Source organism: Qipengyuania vulgaris (genome assembly GCF_009827325.1).
GTDB classification, from domain to species: Bacteria; Pseudomonadota; Alphaproteobacteria; order Sphingomonadales; family Sphingomonadaceae; genus Qipengyuania; species Qipengyuania vulgaris.
This window is the reverse complement of sequence record NZ_WTYC01000002.1, coordinates 442,523-464,860: the sequence shown is the minus strand read 5'-3', so window position 1 is coordinate 464,860 and position 22,338 is coordinate 442,523. Positions and strand designations below refer to the sequence as shown.

The 22,338-nt window shown below is 61.1% G+C and carries 15 protein-coding genes; 9 read left to right on the top strand and 6 right to left on the bottom strand.

The window, feature by feature from the left end:
• Window positions 1–209 precede the first annotated feature (209 nt).
• The 4 genes from GRI69_RS06695 to GRI69_RS06680 all read left to right on the top strand — a co-directional run bounded on the left by GRI69_RS06695 (window position 210) and on the right by GRI69_RS06680 (window position 6,824).
• Window positions 210–1,031, top strand: coding sequence for an HpcH/HpaI aldolase/citrate lyase family protein (locus GRI69_RS06695; protein WP_160727513.1), 822 nt, complete (start codon window positions 210–212; stop codon window positions 1,029–1,031).
• Window positions 1,032–1,224: 193 nt separating this feature from the next.
• The gene (locus GRI69_RS06690) at window positions 1,225–4,359 is read left to right on the top strand and encodes a TonB-dependent receptor domain-containing protein (RefSeq protein ID WP_160727475.1); all 3,135 of its coding nucleotides are present in this window, start codon (window positions 1,225–1,227) and stop codon (window positions 4,357–4,359) included.
• 93 nt (window positions 4,360–4,452) lie between these two features.
• Entirely contained in the window at window positions 4,453–5,238 is a 786-nt protein-coding gene (locus tag GRI69_RS06685) for a hypothetical protein (protein ID WP_160727474.1), read from the top strand.
• Window positions 5,238–6,824, top strand: a complete 1,587-nt coding sequence (locus GRI69_RS06680) for a tetratricopeptide repeat-containing sulfotransferase family protein (RefSeq protein WP_160727473.1) — start codon at window positions 5,238–5,240, stop codon at window positions 6,822–6,824. Before GRI69_RS06685 ends, GRI69_RS06680 begins: the two co-directional genes overlap by 1 nt.
• Here GRI69_RS06680 and GRI69_RS06675 read toward each other — a convergent pair.
• The 6 genes from GRI69_RS06675 to GRI69_RS06650 all read right to left on the bottom strand — a co-directional run bounded on the left by GRI69_RS06675 (window position 6,821) and on the right by GRI69_RS06650 (window position 17,075).
• Window positions 6,821–7,555: a 3'(2'),5'-bisphosphate nucleotidase CysQ gene (locus GRI69_RS06675; RefSeq protein ID WP_160727472.1), complete on the bottom strand. Its 735-nt coding sequence runs from the start codon at window positions 7,553–7,555 to the stop codon at window positions 6,821–6,823. The genes GRI69_RS06680 and GRI69_RS06675 overlap by 4 nt on opposite strands.
• Before the next feature lie 87 nt (window positions 7,556–7,642).
• Entirely contained in the window at window positions 7,643–8,941 is a 1,299-nt protein-coding gene (locus tag GRI69_RS06670; RefSeq protein ID WP_160727471.1) for a sugar MFS transporter, read from the bottom strand.
• A 108-nt stretch (window positions 8,942–9,049) separates the two neighbouring features.
• A complete protein-coding gene (locus GRI69_RS06665) occupies window positions 9,050–11,419 on the bottom strand; it encodes a glycoside hydrolase family 3 protein (protein ID WP_160727470.1) in 2,370 nt (789 codons plus the stop codon).
• 78 nt (window positions 11,420–11,497) lie between these two features.
• Window positions 11,498–12,697, bottom strand: a complete 1,200-nt coding sequence (locus GRI69_RS06660) for an MFS transporter (RefSeq protein ID WP_160727469.1) — start codon at window positions 12,695–12,697, stop codon at window positions 11,498–11,500.
• Window positions 12,684–13,745, bottom strand: a complete 1,062-nt coding sequence (locus GRI69_RS06655; protein WP_160727468.1) for a LacI family DNA-binding transcriptional regulator — start codon at window positions 13,743–13,745, stop codon at window positions 12,684–12,686. The genes GRI69_RS06660 and GRI69_RS06655 overlap by 14 nt, the downstream gene beginning before the upstream one ends.
• A 129-nt stretch (window positions 13,746–13,874) precedes the next feature.
• Window positions 13,875–17,075 carry a TonB-dependent receptor gene (locus GRI69_RS06650; RefSeq protein WP_160727467.1) on the bottom strand — a complete coding sequence of 1,067 codons (3,201 nt, stop codon included), beginning with the start codon at window positions 17,073–17,075 and terminating at the stop codon, window positions 13,875–13,877.
• A gap of 178 nt (window positions 17,076–17,253) precedes the next feature.
• On the opposite strand from GRI69_RS06650, the gene GRI69_RS06645 reads away from it, so the two are divergent.
• Genes GRI69_RS06645 through GRI69_RS06625 form a run of 5 tightly spaced genes read left to right on the top strand, consistent with a single transcriptional unit; the run spans window position 17,254 to window position 22,336 of the window.
• On the top strand, window positions 17,254–18,765 hold the full coding sequence (locus GRI69_RS06645) for a tryptophan halogenase family protein (RefSeq protein ID WP_160727466.1): 1,512 nt from the start codon (window positions 17,254–17,256) through the stop codon (window positions 18,763–18,765).
• A 41-nt stretch (window positions 18,766–18,806) separates the two neighbouring features.
• Window positions 18,807–19,397, top strand: coding sequence for a flavin reductase family protein (locus GRI69_RS06640; protein WP_160727465.1), 591 nt, complete (start codon window positions 18,807–18,809; stop codon window positions 19,395–19,397).
• 56 nt (window positions 19,398–19,453) lie between these two features.
• Window positions 19,454–20,431, top strand: coding sequence for an NAD(P)H-dependent flavin oxidoreductase (locus GRI69_RS06635; protein WP_160727464.1), 978 nt, complete (start codon window positions 19,454–19,456; stop codon window positions 20,429–20,431).
• 11 nt (window positions 20,432–20,442) lie between these two features.
• Window positions 20,443–21,585, top strand: coding sequence for an acyl-CoA dehydrogenase family protein (locus tag GRI69_RS06630; protein ID WP_160727463.1), 1,143 nt, complete (start codon window positions 20,443–20,445; stop codon window positions 21,583–21,585).
• A 10-nt stretch (window positions 21,586–21,595) separates the two neighbouring features.
• Window positions 21,596–22,336 (top strand): SDR family NAD(P)-dependent oxidoreductase, encoded by a 741-nt coding sequence (locus GRI69_RS06625; RefSeq protein WP_160727462.1) that lies wholly within the window; start codon window positions 21,596–21,598, stop codon window positions 22,334–22,336.
• Window positions 22,337–22,338: the final 2 nt, after the last annotated feature.

Here is a 22,338-nt window from a genome sequence, read left to right as displayed (position 1 = left end):
CGTTTCAATCCCTGCATGGATCAAGGTGCCGGGCGTGCTTCGGACCTCCGGCATATGGCATTCGGCAGCTTCCCGGTCTTGACCATACCGCCCCTCCTTCGCTCTAGGGCACAGGACCAATTCGAGGATTTTGCGAAGTGACCCAAGCAGCACGCCTTCCCGCCCGCCACCGATCATGGCTCTTTGCTCCCGGCGACAGCGAGAAAAAGATGACCAAGGCCGCCGAGGGCGAGGCGGATATCGTCATCTTCGATCTCGAGGACGCGGTGGCGGAGGATGCCAAGGGGGGCGCACGCGAAGCGATCGGCGCGTTCCTGACCGGGCGGAGCGAAGCCGAGCGGGAGCGGCTATGGGTGCGCGTCAATCCGCTGGACGGGCCGCACACCGCGGACGATCTCGGTGCGGTCATGCCCGTGGGGCCGGGCGGTATCATGCTTCCCAAATCGCGCGGGCGGCATGACGTCGAAGAGCTCGACCGGATGCTGACTGCGCTGGAGCTGGAAAATGGCATTCCCGCCGGGACCACGCCGGTGATCGCGCTGGTTACCGAAGTGGCCGCCGCTATGTTCACCACCGGAGACTATGTCGGCGCGCCCCGCCTGGTGGCGATGACGTGGGGGGCAGAGGACCTTGCCGATTCCATCGGGGCGCTTTCGAACCTTGGGCCGGACGGGCAATACACGTTCACCTATGAACTGGCGCGCAGCCTGACCCTGCTGGGCGCTGCAGCCGCGGCCGTACCGGCAATCGAGACGATCGACGGTGATTTCCGCAATCTGGAAGGCCTGAGCGCGCGCGCCGAGCGCGTGAGACGCGACGGCTACCGCGGAATGCTGGCGATCCATCCCGCGCAGGTTCCGCTGATCAACGCCGCCTTCACCCCGGGAGACGACGAAATTGCAAAGGCCCGCGAGATAGTGGCGCTGTTCGAAGCCCATCCGGGCGCCGGCACCATCGGGCACCAGGGAAGGATGCTCGACCGGCCCCATCTCAGCCGGGCGAGACAATTGCTGGCGCAGGTCGAAGCCTAGCCGGGTATCGTCGAGCGGGGCCGATACGGAGGAAGTGTTGCGCAAAAGTCGCAGTTCGCTGCTTCAAGGAGTGCGGAAAGTATGATGTCCTTGTAACTTTTCGGGTCAACTTTAGCAGATGAAGGTCTGGAAAAATCGTTTTTGGGGGCATTTAGTGCATCACAACAATTTGAATTCGAAGCGTCGCTCAGTCTTGAGGGCCGGTGCCGGTCTTGCGGCAATCGCGCTGTCCAGCGGCGCTTACGCGCAGGATACGGAGAGCGAAGAAGATCCTCCCGTAGCCGTCACCACTGAGGAGGCAGCCGCACCGGATGCGATCGTCGTTACGGGCTCGCGTATTACGTCGGTAACTCCGTTCAACAGTCCTGACCCCATCTCGATCGTCAGCCCTGAAGTCGCACGGCAGGAAGGCAAGCTCGACCTTGCGAGTGCGCTGCAAAGCTCGCCTGTTGCCGCCGGCTCGACGCAGATTACAGCGGCCCTATCGTCGAACTTCGTGACCAATGGCGGCCCGGGTGCGCAAACGATCGACCTTCGCGGCCTAGGCCCGAACCGAACACTGGTTCTGCTCAACGGTCGCCGGGCTGGTCCCGCTGGTACGCGCGGCGGTGTGTCGTCCTTCGACCTGAACGTCCTTCCGCTCTCGATCGTCAACGACATCCAGATTCTGAAGACCGGTGCGTCGTCGATCTACGGGTCGGACGCCATCGCAGGCGTCGTCAACATCTTCACCGGCAATCGGGAAGATGGCCTGTCGCTGGACTTCAATGTCTCGGCGCCCTTCGACAGCGGCGGTGAGGAATATCGCGGCAGCCTAGCCTATACGAAGACCTTTGACCGTGGTCACTTTACCATAGCAGGCGATTACTCGCATACGAACGAGCTGGCTCGCGGTGATCGTTCCTACCTGGCGTGCCCCGAGTCCTATATTTTCGACGAAACCGGCAATCGATCCGACCTGATCGATCCGCGCACCGGCCAGCCGATGTGCGACGATCTGCGTTGGGGCCATGTCTGGACCTACAATTTGATCGACAACCTCCAGCTTGATGGGCCGAGCGGGCCGAACACGGGTATCCAGACTTCGCCTAATGGAAGCACCGTCCTGCTTCAGTACCAGTATCAGAATGGCGTTGCGGCCGGAAATCTCGGCATTCCTGCCTATGGTGCTCCAGCCTATGAAGGTGACTTCAGTGCGCCCGATGGGTTCTTCCCGACCGGATACAATTCGGAAAGCATGGCGGTACAGAATGCCTACCACCCCTATGCCGGTGAGCAAACCCTGATCCCTGAAACCGACCTTTACACTGCCTATGCCGAAGGCGCCTACGAACTGTCTGACGCGGTCGAGCTGTTTGGAGAGTTTCTTTTCAACCGCCGTGAAACCTATCAGAACGGCTGGCGCCAGTTCTGGAATTTCGGCTACACCGGCGAACTCTACGGTACCGGGCCAGGCAATTCATTCAATTACTGGGGCGAAGGGTTCGAAGGGGTGAACTTCATTAGCCCGACGGCGATCACCAACCAGTCCGACAACAGTCAGAAAGTCGACTACTATCGCGGGGTTGGCGGCCTTCGCGGCAATATTTCATCGGTCGGGAACTGGAAATATGACGCCTATGTCCAGTACAGCCGGAGCGATGGCCGCTATCGGTCGCAGCAGATTCTCCAGGATGCCTATGACACGGGGTATTTCCAGACGAGTTCCTGCGTGGGCACCGTCACGCCCATCTCGGGCCGCGATTGCATCGATATCCCCTGGGCGGATCCCGAATTCCTGCGCGGCAATCTGACGCAGGAGCAGATCGGCTTCCTGTTCGACTGGGAAGAAGGTCGCACGATTTACACCCAGTTGACTGGGGAAGCAGTCGTCTCCGGCGAACTTTTCGAACTTCCCGGAGGACCTGTTGGTCTCGCCGCCGGTATCACGGCACGCCGCGACAAGATCGAGGACACGCCGGGTGACATTACCCTCGCTGGTAACGCCTGGGGCGCCAGCTCGGGCGGTATAACCGCCGGTAAAAGCTTGACGACAGAAGCCTTCGGCGAACTCAGCATTCCTCTGCTCGCCGACCGTCCGTTCTTCGAAGACCTCACCTTTTATCTCGCCGGTCGTCTCACTAACGTGACGGCAACACGCCGGTCCGACGGTGTGCAGGACGAGGATAACGGTAACTTCACCTACAAGATCGGCCTCAACTGGGCGCTGACCGACTGGATCCGCTTCCGCGGCAGTTACGGCACTTCGTTCCGTGCTCCCGCGCTGTTCGAGCAGTTCCTTGCCGACGAAACGAGCTTCATCAACCAGCGTATCGACCCCTGCATCAACTATGGTACCGGGGTGCAGAACGGCACCACCTCGCAGCGAGTGGCCGATAACTGCGCTGCGGACGGGATCCCTGATAACTACCAGGGGGGCGGTATCACCGCGACTTCGTTTGCATCAGGCGGTCTTGGAATTCTTGAGGCCGAAACGTCAAAGGCCAAGACCTTCGGCATGGTTTTGACGCCCAATTTCGGCTTCCTGCCAGATACGGACTTCAGCTTTGCCGTAGACTATTTCGACATCGAGGTGAATGGCGAGATTTCGCAGCTGGGCGCCCAGAACATCCTCTTCGGTTGTTACGATTCGGAAGACTTCGCCAACGAACCGCTCTGTAATCAGTTCACGCGCGGCCAGAATGAGACTGCAGTCTATCAGATCGATGAAATCTACGACCAGTTCATCAACATTGCGAGCCAAAAGAATTCGGGGATCGATTTCTCCGCCAATCTGTCTCACGATCTAGGTAGCGCGGGTCTGTTCACGCTGCGCGCCGAAGCAACCCGCCAGCTCGACAGGGATTTCCAGCTCCTTCCGACTTCCGATGTGACATCGAGCAACGGAGAAGCCGGTTCGCCGAAATGGGTTGCCGACTTCCGTGCCACGTGGTCGCATCCGTCAGGTCTGACGGCATTTTACGGCGTGAACCTGATCGGGGCGACGTCGGACCAGCAGGATTTCGAAGATCGTTACGGCGACCCGTGCCTGAATTCGTTCAATAGCCAAGGCACGGCCGACACAAGCGATGACCTGCCAATCTACGGCACCTATTGTCCGCTTCTCACGACCGACGCGACTTTCTATCACAACTTCTCGTTGAGCCAGGAAATCGCCGATGGCCGTGCGGAGCTTACCGCGGGTGTGAGTAACATCTTCGATACCCGTCCGCCGCGTGTTTCGGTGCGCAACGGCGGCCAGATCTCGATGCTTGGTCCGGTCGTGGCAGCGTCGCAGTATCCCTTTGTGGGACGCCGCGCCTTCGTCAACGTCTCGCTCAAGTTCTGAGGCCGACAGACACGGACGGGTGACCGTTCGGATACGATGGGGCGGCATGGCAACATGTCGCCCCTTCTGTTAGGCCTCCGGGAAGGAGCGGACATGGCGGAAATCTTCATTCAACGTGACAATCTCGACGAGGTCGGGGAGCGGTTCGACCGGAAACCTCTCGAGCAGGGCGTGTTCCTCAATTCCATTCCCAAGAGCGGAAGCCATCTCCTTCGCAATATCTTGCGCATGTTCGTACCCACCGATCAGACCTACGCAGCGGATTTCATCCAGTGGGGCAATCTTCAGGCCCATCGCGCTGCCTTCAATCCGGCTTGTCCCCAGCTAAGCTGGGGCCATCTCTTCTTCGCCGATGCTTCGCTTATCGAAACCTCCAATCTTCGCCGGATCCTGCTTTATCGCGATCCGTACGACTGGGTCATCGCCCGAGCCCGTTTCATCCTGTCCGCGCAATTTCAGGGGAATGTCGGTCATCTGCGCACCGGCGCTTTGTCCAGTGACGAGCTGTTGACGATGATGATCTTCGGTCTTCCGCAGAAGCTCCCATCGCTCAACGACATATACGAACTCAATGCGGCGGCATGGCTTGGGGCGAGATGCCATATCGTCAAATACGAAGAACTCGTCTCGCATGTTCAGGATATCGGTAGCAGTGGCGCAACAGATTTCTTTAGCGAACTGCTCGGTGCCTGCGGCATCGCCATTCCGGACGATTGGGCCGAGCGCGTGAAGACCGGCTCCGCGCGCGGTGAGAGCGGCACGGCGCGCGAAAACCTGACTGGCGTGGCCATCGACCTTCCCGAGACTTTGCCTGAAAGGCATCGGGCATTGGTAAATTATCACGCGCCGGGTCTACGCAAGCTCCTGGGCTACAGCTGATGAACACGAAAACGATTCCTTCGCTCCATCCGGGCCTGTTTCACATCAGGGAATTGCTGGAGGACAGCAAGTTCGAGCTGGCTTCGCAGCAGCTGATCGGGTTTCTCCGCAACAATCCCGGCCATCCCCAAGGACTAGCCATGCTTGGCGAAGCAGCGGCGAAACTGGGGGCATTAGGCCAGGCGGAGCATTTCCTGCGCAAGGCAATCAATGCCGGCGTGCGAGATCACGAAACGCGGCGGCAGCTTGCCTCGGTTTTCAATCAGCAGGCCAAGCCTGAAGCGGCCCGTGAGATGTTCGAGGCTTTGAACCGGGAAAAGCCGGACCCGAATACACTACTCATCCTCGCGGCGATCTACGAAAAGACCGGTCGCGGCGAGAAAGCCGGGGAGATGTATCGCGCGATATCGCAGGCCCATCCAGAGCATCTTCTGGCATGGGTCGCGTTCGGCCACAGCCTACGTGCGAACGGGCAAGTCGACGATGCCGTCGCTGCCTATCGACAAGCCATCCGGATCGACGACGGCTTCGGCGATGCATGGTGGGGCCTGGCAAGCATCAAATCGCCCATCCTGACTGACGAGGATGTGAAAACGATGCAAGCGGCCCTGGCGATTGCCGTGGACGAACGGAATTCTGCTCCCTTACATTTTGCGCTGGCCCGCGCTTTCCACGACAGGAGAGATTTCGGCGAAGCTTTCGAGCATTATCGAGCAGGCAACCAGATCCGCGCGGAATCGCTCAATTACGATCCCGAAGAGCTTACGCAGGAGGTCGACGAGATCATCTCCAGCGTCGATGCCGATTATATAGCCCGATTGCCCCAGAAGGCGGTTGGTGATGCCGTGCCGGTATTCATCGTATCGATGCCGCGATCCGGCTCGACATTGCTCGAACAGATGCTGGGATCCCATTCGCAGATCGAGCCAGCAGGTGAGCTGCCTTACATTCCCGCAATGCTGCGCAGCTTCATGGAGATGGCCACGCGCCGCAACAAGGTAACGGTTACCCAGGCCATCCACGGAATGAGCACCGATCTCGCCGAGGCGCTGGGGAAGGATTACATGACCCGTGCGGCCGTGCATCTTGCAGAACGGACCCCGTTCTTCATCGACAAGATGCCGCCCAACTGGAGCAATGTCCTCTTTATCCGGAAGATACTGCCGCAGGCACGGTTCATCAGCATTCGGCGAGACGCGATGGACTGTTGTTTCTCGAATTTCACGCAATCGTTCACCAGCGCACACGCATCCTCGTTCACATTGGAACATGTCGGGCGCAGCTACGTCGAGAATGTCCGCCTAATGGATCATTTTGCCAACAGGTGCCCCGGGCTTGTTCACCCAATTGATTACGCAGCGCTGGTCGAGGACCCGCAGGGACAATTGGGCCCAACACTCGAATATCTGGGTCTCGAGTGGGAGAATGACCTGCTCGAATTCCACCGGCTCAAGCGAACTGTACGCACGCCAAGCAGCGAACAGGTTCGCCGCCCGCTCAATCGCGACGGAATGGAAGTCTGGCGTCCCTATTCTCATCACCTCGAACCCTTGCGAAAGGTTCTCGGTAGTCTGGCCGAAACCTAGCCGGGGATCTTCGCGACCTCGGCAAGCACGCGCTCTGCCCATTCGGGTCGGCAGATGAGCAGGTCGGGCATATAAGTGTCGGCCTGATTGTAGGTGAGCGGGCTGCCGTCGATGCGGCTGGCATGCAGGCCGTGGGCGAAGGCGACCGCAGCAGGGGCGGCGCTGTCCCATTCGTATTGCCCGCCGGTGTGCAGATAGATTTCGGCCTCACCGCGCACGACGGCCATGGCCTTGGCGCCCGCCGAGCCCATGCCCACCAGTTCGGCGCCGATCGCTTCGGCGACCGTAACGGCCTCCTTGGCGGGCCGGGTGCGGCTCACGACCATGCGCGGCTTAGCCGCAGCAGCGGGCACTTCGATAGGCGTGTCGGTACGTAGGACCATGTCGAGACCGGGCAGGGCGACTGCGCCGATTTCCGGCTTGCCGCCGATGCACAGAGCCACATGGACAGCCCAGTCGCTGCGGGCTTCGCCATATTCGCGCGTCCCGTCGACCGGATCGACGATCCAGACCCGCTCCTTGGCCAGGCGTTCGTCGGTGTCCCGGCTTTCTTCGGAAAGCAGGCCGTCATCCGGACGCTGCTGCGCGATCGCGTGGCAGAGGAACTGGTTGGCCGTCTGGTCGCCGGCCTTGCCGAGGCTCTTGCCTTCGAACATGCCGCTCTCGCGTACCTGGATGAGGATCCTGCCCGCCACTTCGGCAAGGTGGGCGGCGAGTTCGGCGTCGGTCATGGGCGTCCCTGTGGCTCAAAAGAATTCGGGGGCCGCATGGCAGACCGAAGCTGCCTTGCGAACCCCCGAAGTGCTGCCGTTATGAAATCAGGCGGCGGCGGGTCTTCTGGCGAAGATGCCGAAGCCGGCGATGATGGCGTAGCATGCGATGGGGAGGATCATCGCAAAGGCGAGGCTGCCGCTGGTATCGGCGAGGACGCCGTAGAGCAGCGGGACCACTGCGCCGCCGAAGATGGCGACATTGATGATGCCCGATCCGTCGGCCGCGCGCGGCCCCAGCTTCTCGCAGGCGAGCGAGAAGATGGTGGGGAACATGATCGAGTTCATCAGGCCCACCGCCAGCAGGCTGTAGGCCGAGACCTCGCCGCTCGTCTGCGTGCTGATGAGGATGAGCGCGATCGAGCCTAGCGCGTTGAACGCGAGGATCTTGCCCGGCGAGAAGATGCGCAGGAAGTAGGAGCCGATGAAGCGGCCCACCATCGCGCCGCCCCAGTAAAGGCCGATCATCCAGCCGATCACGCTTTCCGGCTGGCCCAGCACGCGGTCCTGCGCAAGATAGTTGATGATGATCGAGCCGATCGAGACCTCGGCGCCGACATAGAGGAAGATGCACAGCGCGCCGTAACCGAACCGCCCGCGCTTCAGCAGGTCGAGCCCGGCAAGGCCCGAGGAGGCTTCGTGCTTTTCTCCCTGCAGCCGGTTGCGGAATAGCCACACGGCGAGCGCCACCAGCGCGATCAGGATCGCAACGCCGAGATACCCCTGCCAGATCGCCTCGCTTTCGGCCTGGCGATAGGCAGTGAGCTCGGCGCCCGACAGCTGGTCCGCCGTCACATTGGCGAGAGTGCCGAGAATGACGATCGAGCCGACGATCGGGAAGACGGTGGTGCCCAGCGAATTGAAGGCCTGCGCAAAGGTCAGCCGGCTGTGCGCCGTGCTTTGCGGACCCAGCAGACTGATCAGCGGGTTGGCGACGACCTGGACGATCACCACACCGCTGGCGAGGACGAAGAGCGCCAGCAGGAAGACCCAGTAGGTCGCGTTCTGGCTGGCGGGGATGAACATCAGGCAGCCGACCATCATGGTCAACAGCCCGGCCACCGCACCGCGCATGTAGCCCAGCTTCTTGACCAGCTTGGCCCCAGGAATGCCGATCACGAGATAGGCGGTGAAGAAGCAGAACTGCACCAGCATGGCCTGGGTGTAGTTGAGCGTGAACAGCTCCTTCAGCTTGGGGATCAGCACATCGTTGAGCGAGGTGATACCGCCGAAGATGAAGAACAGGCCGAAGACGAAGTAGTTCAGCCCCGGCGCATGGATGCCAGTATCCTCCGCCTCCACCGGATGCGGATCCGTGCTCGACGAAACGTCGGGTGCAAGTGCCATCTCAATCGTCCTCCCAAGTCCCGGCGCTATCCTTCGGTGCGCCGGGTGTTGTTGCACCGCCGTGTGTGCCAGCCTTTCGCTGTCACACAAAACGAATACGAATGCCGATCAGAACGAGCAATCCGTTCCTTCGGCCAGTCCCTCACGCGTGATCGTGGCGATGTCTAAGCTGAATGGGCCCGCGCTGGTGAAGGTCAGGCTGTCGCCCAGTCCGGCCGCGCATTGTTCCGTTATGATCATTTCGCGCCAGTCTTTCTCTGCGGCGACCGAAAGCGGCTGGGTCAGGTCCACCGTCGCGGTGCCCGTAGTCACAGTTACCGGCTGGCTGGGCCGCTGCTTCACGCGGTAGACGATGCGGTAGGCTCCTGCGCCTTCTCCGTCCTGCGCGATGGTGAGGGAAGATCCGGGCGCAAAGGTGATTTCGCGTGAATCTTCCTGGGCATTCCTGTCGATGCCGCGCACGCTTACCCCCGCGGCGATCCCGCGAAGGTTCGGCAGATCGGTGCCGCCGGCGCTGGCCGAGATGCCGGTTGCGAAACGGCCGTTGACGAACCATTCCGAACTGTCCCCGGCCAGCAGGGCGTCGCAGGTTTCATCGAGCATGGTCAGGGCGGCCGTATCGTCCAGCGAGCGTCCGTATCCCACCGGGAAGAGGGCGCCGTCCGGCCCGTTGAGCGGACCGAAGTCGCAGGTCGCAGGCCAGCTGAAGCCGAGCTTGCCGGTGGCAGGCTGCGAGCCGGTCAGGACATCGGCAATACCTGCACCTTCGCTGCCCGGAAGCCAGGAGGCCACGAACGCATCGGCGGCGTTGAGCTCGCGATTGACCCACATCGGGCGGCCGGAAAGGAACACGGCAACCGTGGGTACGCCTTCGGCCTTGAACTTGCGGAGAAGGCCAAGGCCTTCTTCATCGGAGAAACCGAGATGCTTTCGGTCGCCCGAGAATTCCGCATAGGGTTCCTCGCCGAACACCACGACGGCGACATCGGGCTTGGCCGAATAACTGCCATCGACCGACAGCGCGGCCTGCCCGCCGTTTTCCTCTGCGGCGGCTTCGAGGCCGCTCCAGATCGAGGTGCCGCCCGGGAAATAGCTGTTGTCGAGTTCGCCGCCGCCCTGCCAGGTCAGCGTCCAGCCGCCCGAAGCCTGCGCGATATCGTCTGCGGCAGTGCCGGCGACGAGAATGTTCGCCCCGCCACGGAGCGGAAGCACGCCGTTGTTCTTGAGCAGGACCTGCGACTTGGCGACTGCCTCGCGCGCAATCGCGCGGTGTTCGGGCGAACCGAGCAGGTCGTAATCGCCCGCATTGGGGCGGTTCGATGGCTGGATGAATTCATCGAGCAGGCCGGCGCGCATTTTCACGCGCAGCACGCGGCTCACGGCCTCGTCCAGCTTTGCCATCGGGATGGTGCCGTCGTTCACCTGTGCCACGAGGGTTTCGAGCAGGCCCTTCCATTCGTCGGGCACCATGTAGATGTCGAGCCCGGCCAGCAGTGACTGCGGGCAATCTGTATTGGTGCATCCCGCGACCTGACCGTGGCCGTTCCAGTCGCCAACGACCAGTCCGTCGAAGCCCAGCTCATTGCGCAGGACGCCGGTCAGCAGCGCCTCGTTGCCATGCATCTTGCGGCCGTTGATCGAGTTGAAGCTGGCCATGACCGCTTCCACGCCGGCATCGATAGCGGCGGGATAGGGGGCGGCATGCACTTTCTTCAGTGCCTCGATGTCACCGGTGACTTCGCCCTGGTCGACGCCCTTGTCCGTTCCGCCATCACCGAAGAAGTGCTTGGCCGTGCCAATGACATGACCGGCCCCGAGGCGGTCGGGATCGCCCTTGCGACCCTGCAGACCCTCGACGAGGGCAGCCCCCAGGGGGGCCACGATGGCGGGGTCTTCGGAATAGCTTTCGTAGGTGCGGCCCCAGCGATCATCCCGCGCCACGGCGACGGTGGGCGAAAAGTTCCAGTCGATGCCCGTAACCTCGATCTCCACCGCGGTCGCTTCGCCGATGCGGCGAAGTAGGTCGGGATCGCGCGTTGCGCCAAGCCCGATGTTGTGCGGGAAGACCGTGGCACGCACGACATTGGTGTGCCCGTGGACGGCATCGGTGCCCCACATGGTCGGGATGACGGGTTCGCCATTTTCCATGGGTGCGACCGAGGCGAGATACATCTCGTCCGCCAGCCGAAGCCATTCCGATGCTTCGGCGAATTCATCGCCATAGGGACCGCCATTGCCGCCGTTGAGATAGCTGCCGAAACGGTATCGGCGCATGTCTTCGGCAGTGAAACTGTTGATCTGCGGCTGGATGAGCTGCGCGACCTTGCGCTCCAAGCTCATGCGCGAAAGCAGGTCGGCCACGCGCGCGTCTTCGCTGGTTGGAGCGACCGCCTCCGAGGGTGTTTCCATCCCGCCGGGAACCGTGCTGCAGCCTCCGAGAAGTACCGCAGCGGCAGTCGCCATCCAAAACGCCTTCATGTCCATCATCCCTCCGCGTCCTTTTGAGAACGTTATCAATCACTGGGGTTGCCATGAGGCGTGGGCAAAATCAAGCGACTAGTTCGAGCTGGGCATCGTCACCAATAATGCGGTCGCAATCGCTGCCAGGGCGGCCAAGGCGACGAAAAGTCCGGCAAAGCCGAACAGCGGGACCAGCATGATCGTGAGCCAGGGCATGATCAGGCTCGGCATGGTGTTGGTCAGATTGAACAGTCCCAGATCGCGGCCCCGCGTTTCCGGGCGGGGAAGCACGCGCAGGGTCTGGCTGGAATGCAGCGCGAGGAACACGCCGGTCGACAGGCCGAACACGACATAGCCCGCGATGGCCCCGGCAAGGTCCTGCGCCAGCGCCATGATGAGCAGCCCCCCGGTTCCTATGCCTGCACCTATGGCGAGCGGCAGGATCGGCCGGTCGCGGCGGTCCGACCATCGCCCCGCGAGAAGCGCCAGTGGCACGGACAGCCCGAGAACAACCGCGAATATCCGCGCGGTGTCACTGTCGGTAAAGCTATCGTCGATGCTGACGAACCAGATCAGGAGGTAGGCAAAGAGCGCCGCTTCCGCGATCTGCACCAGCAATCGCGCGAGCCACATCCTCGAGACCGCACCGCGCCTGAATGTTCTCCGCGATCCGGGAAGCTCCGCACCCGAGCGCATGAGGTGCGGCATCGGAACGGGCTTGCCGAAGAGCACCACGGGCAGGACCATGCCTGCAACCAGAAGCGCGACAAGGATCAGCCGCGCGTCCGGATCGGCGAGGCCGGGAATGGTCACCAGCGCGCCGGCCGCGGCCCCCATGGCAGGTGCAAAGGCGAGCAATCCTCCGAGTAAGCCCTTCTGTGCGTCGGGCACGACATCTCCGGCCCACGCCGTAAGCGGGGCGAGCATCATGTTCAGTGAAAGCTGCCACACCACGATGAGGCCGATGAGGTGTGCCGGTGTCTGCGCCTCGCTCACCGATACCAGCAGGAGGCATGACAGGAGGAGTCCCCCCAGGATCCACGGGACCCGCGTACCGGTGCGATCGCTGGCCCAGCCGAAGCCGATATTGGCGATGCTGGCCGCGATCGCCCCGGCAAAGGCGATATAGGCGAGATAGGTGATCGTTTCATTTCCGGCCAGATCCGTCACCCGGACCGGCAGGAGAAGCGTCAGGAACGGAACGTAGGACACCGCCCCGCCGGCCACCGCGAGTGCATAAAGCCACAGGAAACGATGCGACTGACGTGGCGGGGCACCGGTTTCAGCCTGCGCCAAGAGCGGGGGCCTGTGCAGTCGATCCGCGTACCACCAGTTCGCCCTCGAGCGTGACGGGCCGTTCTGCAGGTTTTCTCTTGCGCGCCTCGATCAGCAGTTCGACCGCCCGCGCAGTCGTGGCAGCGATGGGTTGGTCGATCGCTGTCAGTGCAGGCTGCGTAAAGCGCACGATGGGAGAATTGTCGAAGCTGATCAGAGAAAGGTCTTTCGGGATATCCAGCCCGCGACCGCGTGCCACTTCCAGCGTGGCAAGGGCCATCTGATCGCTACTGGCGATAATGGCGGTGGGAGGGCGATCGAGATCGAGGAGCTTTCCTGCAGCTTGAGCGCCGCTGTCGAACCCGAAATCCCCTCTTTCGAAGAGGCCTTCGTGCGATAGCCCGCCATGCTTCATCGCCTGCTGCCAGCCCTCGATACGCCATTCGGAGAGGCTGAAATCGGCTGGGCCGGCAATGAACCCGATGCGTTCGTGACCTAGTTCAATCAGGTGCTCGGTCGCAAGGCGCGCGTTGTGCTTGTCGCCCATCGTCATCGCGATGCCGGGCCCTTCCTGCATCGAACCTATTCTCGCGAAAGGTATCCCCCGTTCGGCAAGCAGGCCGGTTATGAGCGCGTTTTCGGAATTGGGAGGGGTGAGGATGACACCGTCCGGCTGGAGCGCCGCAATTGCAGCTCCCAGCTCGCGCTCCACATGGTCGTTATGCGTATCGACCAGCTCGATGAGCATCCGGTAGCCGTGCTCCGCGCAGGTGAGCATTCCGCCCAGAAGCATCTGGTCGACCCAATCGCGACCCTCGCGGGCGCGCCAGTCCGCAATCGTCAGATCGCGGTCGTTGATGGCGAGGATAATGTAGGATCTCGAACCGCTCATCCGCTGGGCAGCAATCGAGGGTACGTAGCCGAGCTTGTCGATGCTGGCCTGCACCCGCTCCTTCATCGCGCTGCGTACGTTGGGCTCGTTGTTGATGACGCGGCTGACCGTCTGCAGGGATACCCCGGCATCGGCAGCCACGTGCTTGATCGTTACCGATTGGCGGCGCCGAGCCATCGAACTGTTTCCCGTCCATGTTCCGGCTTATTCAAATCGGAAGCCGGTTAACTGTTTCCTGTTTGGCAAACGGGCCCCGGTCTTTCAACCGGAGCCCGCCCGCATTTCAATCCCTAATGCCCCGTTTTCTTAGAAGTCGAAACGGGCCAGGAAAGTGAAGCGACGGTCGTTGCGGAACGCGTTGCGCGTCAGGCGCGTGCCATCGAAGTCGATCACCTGGCTGGTGCGGGTGACCTCGTCGAGAAGATTCACACCCTGGACGCCCAACTTGAGGTGGTCGTTCACCGTGTAGAAGATCGACGCGTCGAGCTGCCCGGTGCTTTCGCCCCAGATCGGCGAGTATGGGAAGATATCGTCACGCGGTGTAATCAGGAAATCCGAGCGCCAATTGTAGGCTGCACGGGTCGAGATCGGTCCCTTCTCGTAGAACAGGGTCGCATTGACCGTATGCTCCGAAACGCCCTGGAGAGGCTGAAGCGAGGCGAAGCTGCTGCGGTTCTGGAAAAGGTCGGGGTTCGTGAAGTCGCCTGCGTCGATATAAGTGTAGGTAAGCTGCGTACCGAGACCATCGAGGAAGCCGGGGAGGAATTCCCAGACATCCTGATACGCGACTTCGACGCCCTTGAGGGTGCCGCTCAGATCGTTGCTCGGGCCGTTGACCTCGATTTCCAGCGGGCCATCAGCCGTCGGATATTCGACCAATTCCACACCGCTGGTAACGATACCCGACAGGTCTTTGACGAAGCCTGTTAAGGAAATCGAACCGACATCATCGAAATAGTATTCCAACGACAGGTCGTAATTCCAGCTCTCGGTCGCCTGGACGTTCCTGTTGCCAGTGAACAACTGGAATAGCGGTCCATTGGCAAGGGCTGTCTCGCCAGCCGCAAGCAGGTCACCGGTGTTGTCGACAACCTGCCCGCCGGCACGAAAAAGACCCAGGTCGGGACGCGAGATGCCCTTGGAGACCGCTCCGCGGACAAGCATGCCGTTACCAAACTCAAGCTTTGCGTTGAAGCTGGGCAGCCAGTGGTCGAATGTGATGTCACGGCCATCGACAATTTCCTCTCCGGTGTAAACCGAAGCGAATTCTGCCAAGCGAGCGTCGCTCAGCGCGCAATAGCCGATCTGGGCGTTCGGGTTTGGATTGTTGGCGCAAGAAAACTCGATTTCCGACACCTGAACCACGCCATCGCCATTGCCCCCGGCATTATTTTCCGGATTGTCGAAGAAGGCCGGGTCCGGAAGGAAAATGTTACCGCCGCTTTTCACGGTCGTGTGTACATACCGCATCCCGACGTTGCCTTCCAAGGTCATGCCGTTGTCGAAGTCGAGGCCCCAATCTGCGCGAGCATAGAAAGCGCCCGTCAGCTCACCGACATCTGAAATCTGGGCTTCGGAAAAATCTTCGGGTAACGGGGTCCACTGTTCGGGAAGGAAGTCCGGGAAAGAGAAGGCCGTAATCGCCTGACCCTGCTGCGTCACCGTCCCGTCGAGATACCGGTCTATAAGATCGTCGCCACCAAAGAAGAATCCGCCGCCATTCTGGATCGGGTTCGGGGCATTGCCGCGCTGGAAATTTTCGCCGAACGGGGTGGCGTAATTCGATGCTTCCGGGAAATCGTCGGCGTAGGCACCGCCACAGCCATAGACCTGCGGATCCGCACAGTTCCAGTTGCCGTTCCGCCCGGTCCAAGGCGCCCCGAGCGTCCCCCAATTCTGGAAGTTCGTGTCTCTCGTTACGCGGTCACGTTCCGCCCACCGCGTGCCGAAACGCACATTGCGCAGGAAACCGTCGCCGATATCGTAATCGACATCGAAACGGACACTGTCGAGCTTACCCTCATTGCGGGCCTTGCTGTCGAGCAGGAACCAGAAATAGGTATAGTCCGGATCGTTGTAGATACCGTCCGGTGCACCGAGCGGGGTGATGAATTGGACAGACGGAGTTTCGCCGGTGTTGTCCACGACGATGTCCGAGAAGGTATTCATTGCGCCGATAACCGCATCTTGGCGAAGCTTCGAATTGATGCGCTGAAGTTCGAGATTGAGCGACAAACGGTCGGTTACGTCGAACTTGGCATCGAACGAAAAATCCTCCGTGCGCGAGTCCGTCGCGCGCTGGAAGTGGGCAAGCTCGGTTGGCAGCCCGCCCCAGGGCGAAGCCGCAGAGTCGCCAAGCGTCGTCGTTAATATGCCGGTTTGGAAAACGCCATTGCTGTCGAAAACCCAGTCGGTCCCATCGCGCTCCACCGGGAAAGCGGCATCATTATTGACAAGTGCCTGAAGGAAATATTCGTCGGTAAAGAACTGGGTGTCCGACCGGAGCCATTCAACCGTGGCAAGCAGTCGGCCGTCCGCGCTCTCGAATTGGCCTACGACCGAGAATGCTTCGCGGTCACGCTCGAGGCGGGTGGTGCGGACACCGGCACCCTTGGGGACAATGACCGAGTTTTCTGGCGGGAAATTGTCTCCGTCGAAACCCGTTTCGCCGCCGAAACCGCCCGAGGTCACTTCCTGTGTGCGGAGGCAGGCGCCATCAAGCGCGGCATCGCGATAGCAAGGGTCCTGCAGGTTCGAAGCGTCGGTGCGGCTGACGAGTTCCGAACGTGCATAGCCGAACTGGAGGCCGAACGTGCTGCCTCCGCTGGTTTCCCAAGTGTTCGAGATCAGTCCGGAAAAGCCCGGCGACCATTCTTCAGCGAGGTCGCCCCAGTTTGCTTCGACGCTACCCGAAAAGTTGAAACCCGGATTGTCCAGCGGTTTGCGGGTGACGAGATTGACCGTTCCGGCAATCCCGCCGTCGATCATGTCGGCCGTGGCATTCTTGTAGACTTCGACACGACCGAGAAGTTCAGGCGAAACGTCGTTGAAAGAGAGGACCGTGCCGCCGGTGGCCGAGAAAATGTCGCGGCCGTTCAGTTCTGAACGGACGTAGGGAAGACCGCGAATGATTACGCCGGTCCCTTCCACGGAGAACCGGTCGGGATCGGAGGTCTTTTCGAAGCGACCGATGTTGACGCCGGGGACGCGTTGAAGGGCTTCTGCAACTGAGCGGTCGGGGAGCGCGCCAATGTCTTCGGCGGTGATCACGTCGACGACGGTGTCGGCGTTTTCCTTGATGTCCTGCGCGGTTTTAAGCGACTGAGCAAAGCCGGTGACGATAATGACGTTTTCGTCATCGAGCGTTTCCGGAGTACCTGCCGGCGTTTCCTCCTCGCTATCCTGTGCCAAGGCAGGCTGCGCTGCGACGAGTGCGAGGCTCGAAGCGGTGGTGAGTGCGGCAATGCGGCGCGAGAACGCGGCTACGCCAGTCGTTTTACGAGACATGAATCCTCCCTGATCCCAAGCTTTTCCGCAGGGTTTACCCTGCAAATTTGACAGGACGAATCCTGCAATCAGTTTGAAACATATCGCGGGTTGTGAGCGTTCACAAGATACAATATGAACGTTCCCAACAGGCGTGACCCTATGGTAACAGGTGATCATCGCTGGCATGGGGAGAGGCATGGCAATCGAACACATTGTAATCGTGGGTGGGGGTACGGCCGGATGGATGGCGGCTGCCGCCCTGTCGCGCATACGCGACGGGAGCGACCTGAAAATCACGCTCGTGGAATCGGAGCAGATCGGGACCGTCGGCGTCGGTGAAGCGACCATTCCGCCCTTCGTCGACTTTCAGAAAACGCTCGACATCGACGAAGCCGAAATGATGGCCGCAACGCAGGCGACCTTCAAACTGGGGATCCAGTTCGCAAACTGGGGACAGGTGGGCGAAAGCTACATCCACCCGTTCGGCGCCTATGGCTACGAGTTGGGCGGCATTCACTTCCACCAAGTTTGGCATGCGCTGCAGGAGCGTGGCGACAAGCGCCCCCTGCAGGTGTTCAACCTGGAAACAATGGCTGCCTATTTCGGCAAGTTTTCCCGGACTCAGGATTACGCCCGCGACGATTTGCCGCCGATGAATTACGCCTACCATATCGATGCTACCGCCTATGCCCGCTTCCTGCGCGCTTATGCAGAAAAGCGCGGAGTGGTGCGGCGCGAAAGCCTGGTGAAGGATGTCGGCCTACACCCGGAAAGCGGATACGTGACCGGTATCACGCTCGATAATGGCGAGATCATCGAGGGCGATTTCTTTGTCGACTGTTCGGGATTTCGTGGCCTGCTGATCGAGCAAGCACTTAACACCGGCTATGACGAGTGGACGCATTACCTTCCATGCGACCGGGCGGTGGCGCTACCGTGCAACCGCGACGACGGAACGCCTGCTCCGCCCTTCACGCGAGCAACGGCGCACAGTGCCGGCTGGCAGTGGCAGGTTCCGCTTCAGACCCGCAATGGCAACGGCCATGTATATTGCAGCGCGTACATGGAAGCCGATGAAGCGCACGATATCCTCGTGACGAATCTTGCAGGCAAGCCCACTGCCGACCCGAACTTCCTTCGCTTCGTGACCGGTTGCCGCAAAAAGTTCTGGAACAAGAACGTTGTCGCACTAGGCCTGGCTTCGGGGTTCATGGAGCCGCTGGAGTCGACCTCGATCCACCTGATCAACACCGGGGTAAACAAGCTCATCGCGACGCTGTCTCTCGACGGTGTGAACGAAGCACAGGCAAGTACGTATAACCGCGTGACGCGCAAGGAATACGAGCGCATTCGCGATTTCCTCGTGCTTCATTACAAGGCCACCCGACGCGATGATTCCGAGTTCTGGAATTACTGCCGGACCATGGATGTGCCGGATACGCTCACCGAGAAGATCGAGATATTCAAGGCTAATGGCCAGATTTTCCGCGAAGAGGACGAGCTCTTCACAGCGACCAGCTGGGCCGCTGTCATGATGGGGCAGGGTATCGCGATGCATGGCACCAGTCCGATGGCCGCAGGCGTGATCGACGGCGTGGCCAAGGAAGTCGATGAAATGGAGCGCTCGATCAAGTGGCTGGTCCAGCAGATGCCTGGCCACCAGCAATATGTTGAACGTTACTGCCCCACAACGCTGAAAGCGGCCTGACGCTTGCCCTTGGACAGCCCTGCCTCTAGCGCTGCCTCCAGATGTTCGACCCAACGGCCTTCCGCAGCGCGCTCGGCTCTTTCGCCACCGGCGTGACGATCGTCACTGCTCGCGACGGGGAGGGCCGCCCTGTTGGATTGACGGCGAACAGCTTCAATTCGGTCAGCCTCGATCCGCCGATGGTGTTGTGGAGCCTTTCGCTGAGTTCCGGGAGCCTGCCGGTTTTCCGCGATGCGGAGAATTGGGCGGTGCATGTGCTGGCAGCGGATCAGCAGGCCATGTCCGATCGCTTTGCCACTCCTGGACTCGACAAGTTCGACGGTCTGTCGCTCGCCGATGGGCCGGAGGGCGCGCCGCTGATCGAGGGGAGCGCTGCCCGCTTCGGTTGCCGTGCCCGCTTCGAATATGAAGGGGGCGATCACGCCATCTTCCTCGGCGAGGTGGTCGATTTCGACCGGCGCGAGGCAGAGCCGCTGATATATCACGGCGGCCGGTATGGACGGATCATGCGATCGCCGACCGGTGCCGATCTGGAGCGTGAAGGCCTTGCCGAAGAAAGCGGCAGCGGCCTTGCCCTCACTGAACGCGGTGCGGAACTGCTCGAAGCGCTGGAGCGGGTCGCGAAGCGCTAGACTCGCCCCTCTCCCGCCGATACCGGTTGCGAAACGCAACCAGAGGGAGAGCCGCCATGAAGACCCGCATTACCGAAATGTTCGGCATCGAGCATCCGATCATCCAGGGCGGGATGCATTATGTCGGCTTTGCGGAGATGGCAGCGGCTGTTTCCAATGCGGGCGGCCTCGGCATTATCACCGGTCTCACGCAAGGAACGCCCGAAAAGCTCGCCAACGAGATCGCGCGCTGCAAGGACATGACCGACAAACCTTTCGGCGTGAACCTGACTTTCCTGCCCATGATGAATGCCCCCGATTATCCGGGCCTCGTGCGGACGATTATCGAAGGGGGCGTGAAGATCGTGGAGACCGCGGGCAACAATCCCGCGCAGGTCCTGCCCTTTTTCAAGGATGCCGGGGTCAAGGTGATCCACAAATGCACCAGCGTTCGGCATAGCCTGAAGGCGCAATCGATCGGCTGCGACGCGGTAAGCGTCGATGGTTTCGAGTGCGGTGGTCATCCGGGAGAGGACGATATCCCGAACATGATCCTGCTCCCGCGTGCCGCGGACGAGCTGGAAATCCCCTTCGTCGCCAGCGGCGGCATGGCCGATGGGCGCAGCCTGGTCGCCAGCCTCGCCATGGGTGCGGACGGAATGAATATGGGCACGCGTTTCATCGCGACGCAGGAGGCCCCGGTACATGAGAATGTGAAGAAAGCGATCGTTGCGGCAAGCGAACTTGACACCCGGCTCGTCATGCGGCCGCTGCGCAATACGGAGCGCGTGATGGCGAACGATGCGGTCGATGAATTGCTGCGGATCGAAAAGGAAAAGGGCGCGGACCTCAAGTTCGAGGACATCATCGAACAGGTCGCCGGCGTCTATCCGCGCATCATGACGGAAGGCGATATGGATGCAGGCGCGTGGTCCTGCGGCATGGTGGCAGGCCTCATCAACGACATTCCGACCTGCAAGGAACTGATCGACTCCATCATGGCCGAAGCCGAGGAGATCATCACGAAACGCCTTGCCGGTTTCCAGAACGCCTGAGGATCCCCAACATGCTCGATGCCAGCAAGCGCTTTGCCTATAACGAAGACCACGAAGCCTTCCGTGACACCGTGCGCAGGGTCTTCGCCGAACACATGACCCCGTACCTCGACCAGCACGAGGAAGAAGGGATCGTCGGCCGCGAAGCGTGGAAGGCACTGGGCGAAGCGGGCATGCTCTGCCCGACCGTCAGCGAAGAGAATGGCGGGCTCGGCCTCGATTTCGGTTTTAACTGCATTGTCACCGAAGAGCTGAGCTATCTCGGTTCGTCTGCCGGTTTTACCCTCCAGAACGATATCACGGTCAATTACTTCGAGCGGCTCGGCACGGAAGAGCAGAAGGCAAGATACCTGCCCGGCATGGTGTCCGGCGACATCATCACCGCCATTGCCATGACCGAACCGGGCGCGGGATCCGACTTGCAGGGCGTGCGCACAACGGCGGTACTGGATGGCGAGCAATGGGTGGTGAACGGGTCCAAGACCTACATCACCAATGGACAGAACGCCGATTGCGTGATCGTCGTCGCCAAGACCGATCCGGCGCAGGGCGCCAAGGGCACTAGCCTCATCCTCGTCGATGCGGGCACGGCGGGCTTCGAGCGTGGGCGCAATCTCGACAAGATCGGACAGCATTCCGCCGACACTTCGGAACTGTTCTTCAATGACTGCAGGGTGCCGAAGGGCAATCTGCTCGGCGGGGAAGGGCGCGGATTCATCCACCTGATGGAAGAACTCCCGCAAGAACGCCTGTCCATCGCGGTTGGCGCGCAGGCGGGCGCACAGCGCGCTTTCGACGAGGCGGTCAAATTCGTGAAGGACCGCAAGGCATTCGGGAAGACCGTGTTTGAATTCCAAAACACCAAATTCGTCCTCGCCGACCTGGCGGCCAAACTGCAGGTCGGCTGGGCGCATCTGGACTGGGCCATCCTGCGCCATCTCAAGGGCGAACTAACGACCGATGAAGCCAGCGCGGCCAAGCTCTGGCACACCGAACTGCAGTGGGAATGCTGCGACAAGGCGCTCCAGCTGCATGGCGGCGCGGGCTACATGAACGAATATCCAATTGCACGGCTGTGGCGCGATGCGCGGGTCCAGCGCATCTACGGCGGCACGAACGAAATCATGAAGGAAGTCATCAGCCGTTCGATTTAAGGAAGCAGAAATGGCAAACCCACTCGACTTTTCAGGCAAGACCGTCCTCGTCATCGGAGGGACCAGCGGGATCGGCAATGGTATCGCGCACGGTTTCCTCGAGCAGGGTGCGACGGTGCATGTAACCGGCACGCGGCAAAATCCAGATGACTATTCCGAAAGCGAGGGCAGCGTTCTTGCGGGTCTGGAATTCCATTCGCTGAATGTCGCAGACCGAGCAGCCGTAGACGCATTCCCATGGCCCGAGCGGCTAGACGTGGTGGTTTTGTGCCAGGGCATCGCGCGGTACAATCGCGAAGAGTACAGCCGCGAAGGCTGGGACGAAGTTATGGCCGTAAATCTGGACTCTTTGCTCGATTGCGCCAACGCGGTGCGGGGCAAACTGGCGGACACCGGGGGATCCCTGCTGATCGTCAGCTCCGTCGGGGGCTACCGCGGGCTGATCGGCAATCCAGCTTATGGCGCAAGCAAGGCGGCGGCAATCAGCATGGTCAAATCGCTCGGCGTCGCCTTCGCGGCAGAAGGTATCCGGGTCAACGGCATCGCCCCCGGCTATGTCCATACCAAGATCAACGACGCGTTTCTCGGAAACGAGAAGTTTCGCGATGCGACCATCGCCAGCACGCCTCGTGGCCGCTTGGGACTGCCGCAGGATATGGCAGGCGTGGCGCTGTTCCTGGCGTCGCCACTGGCCGATTACGTCGTCGGCCAGACCGTCAGCGTCGATGGCGGTCTGAGTGTAGGAAGCTGATC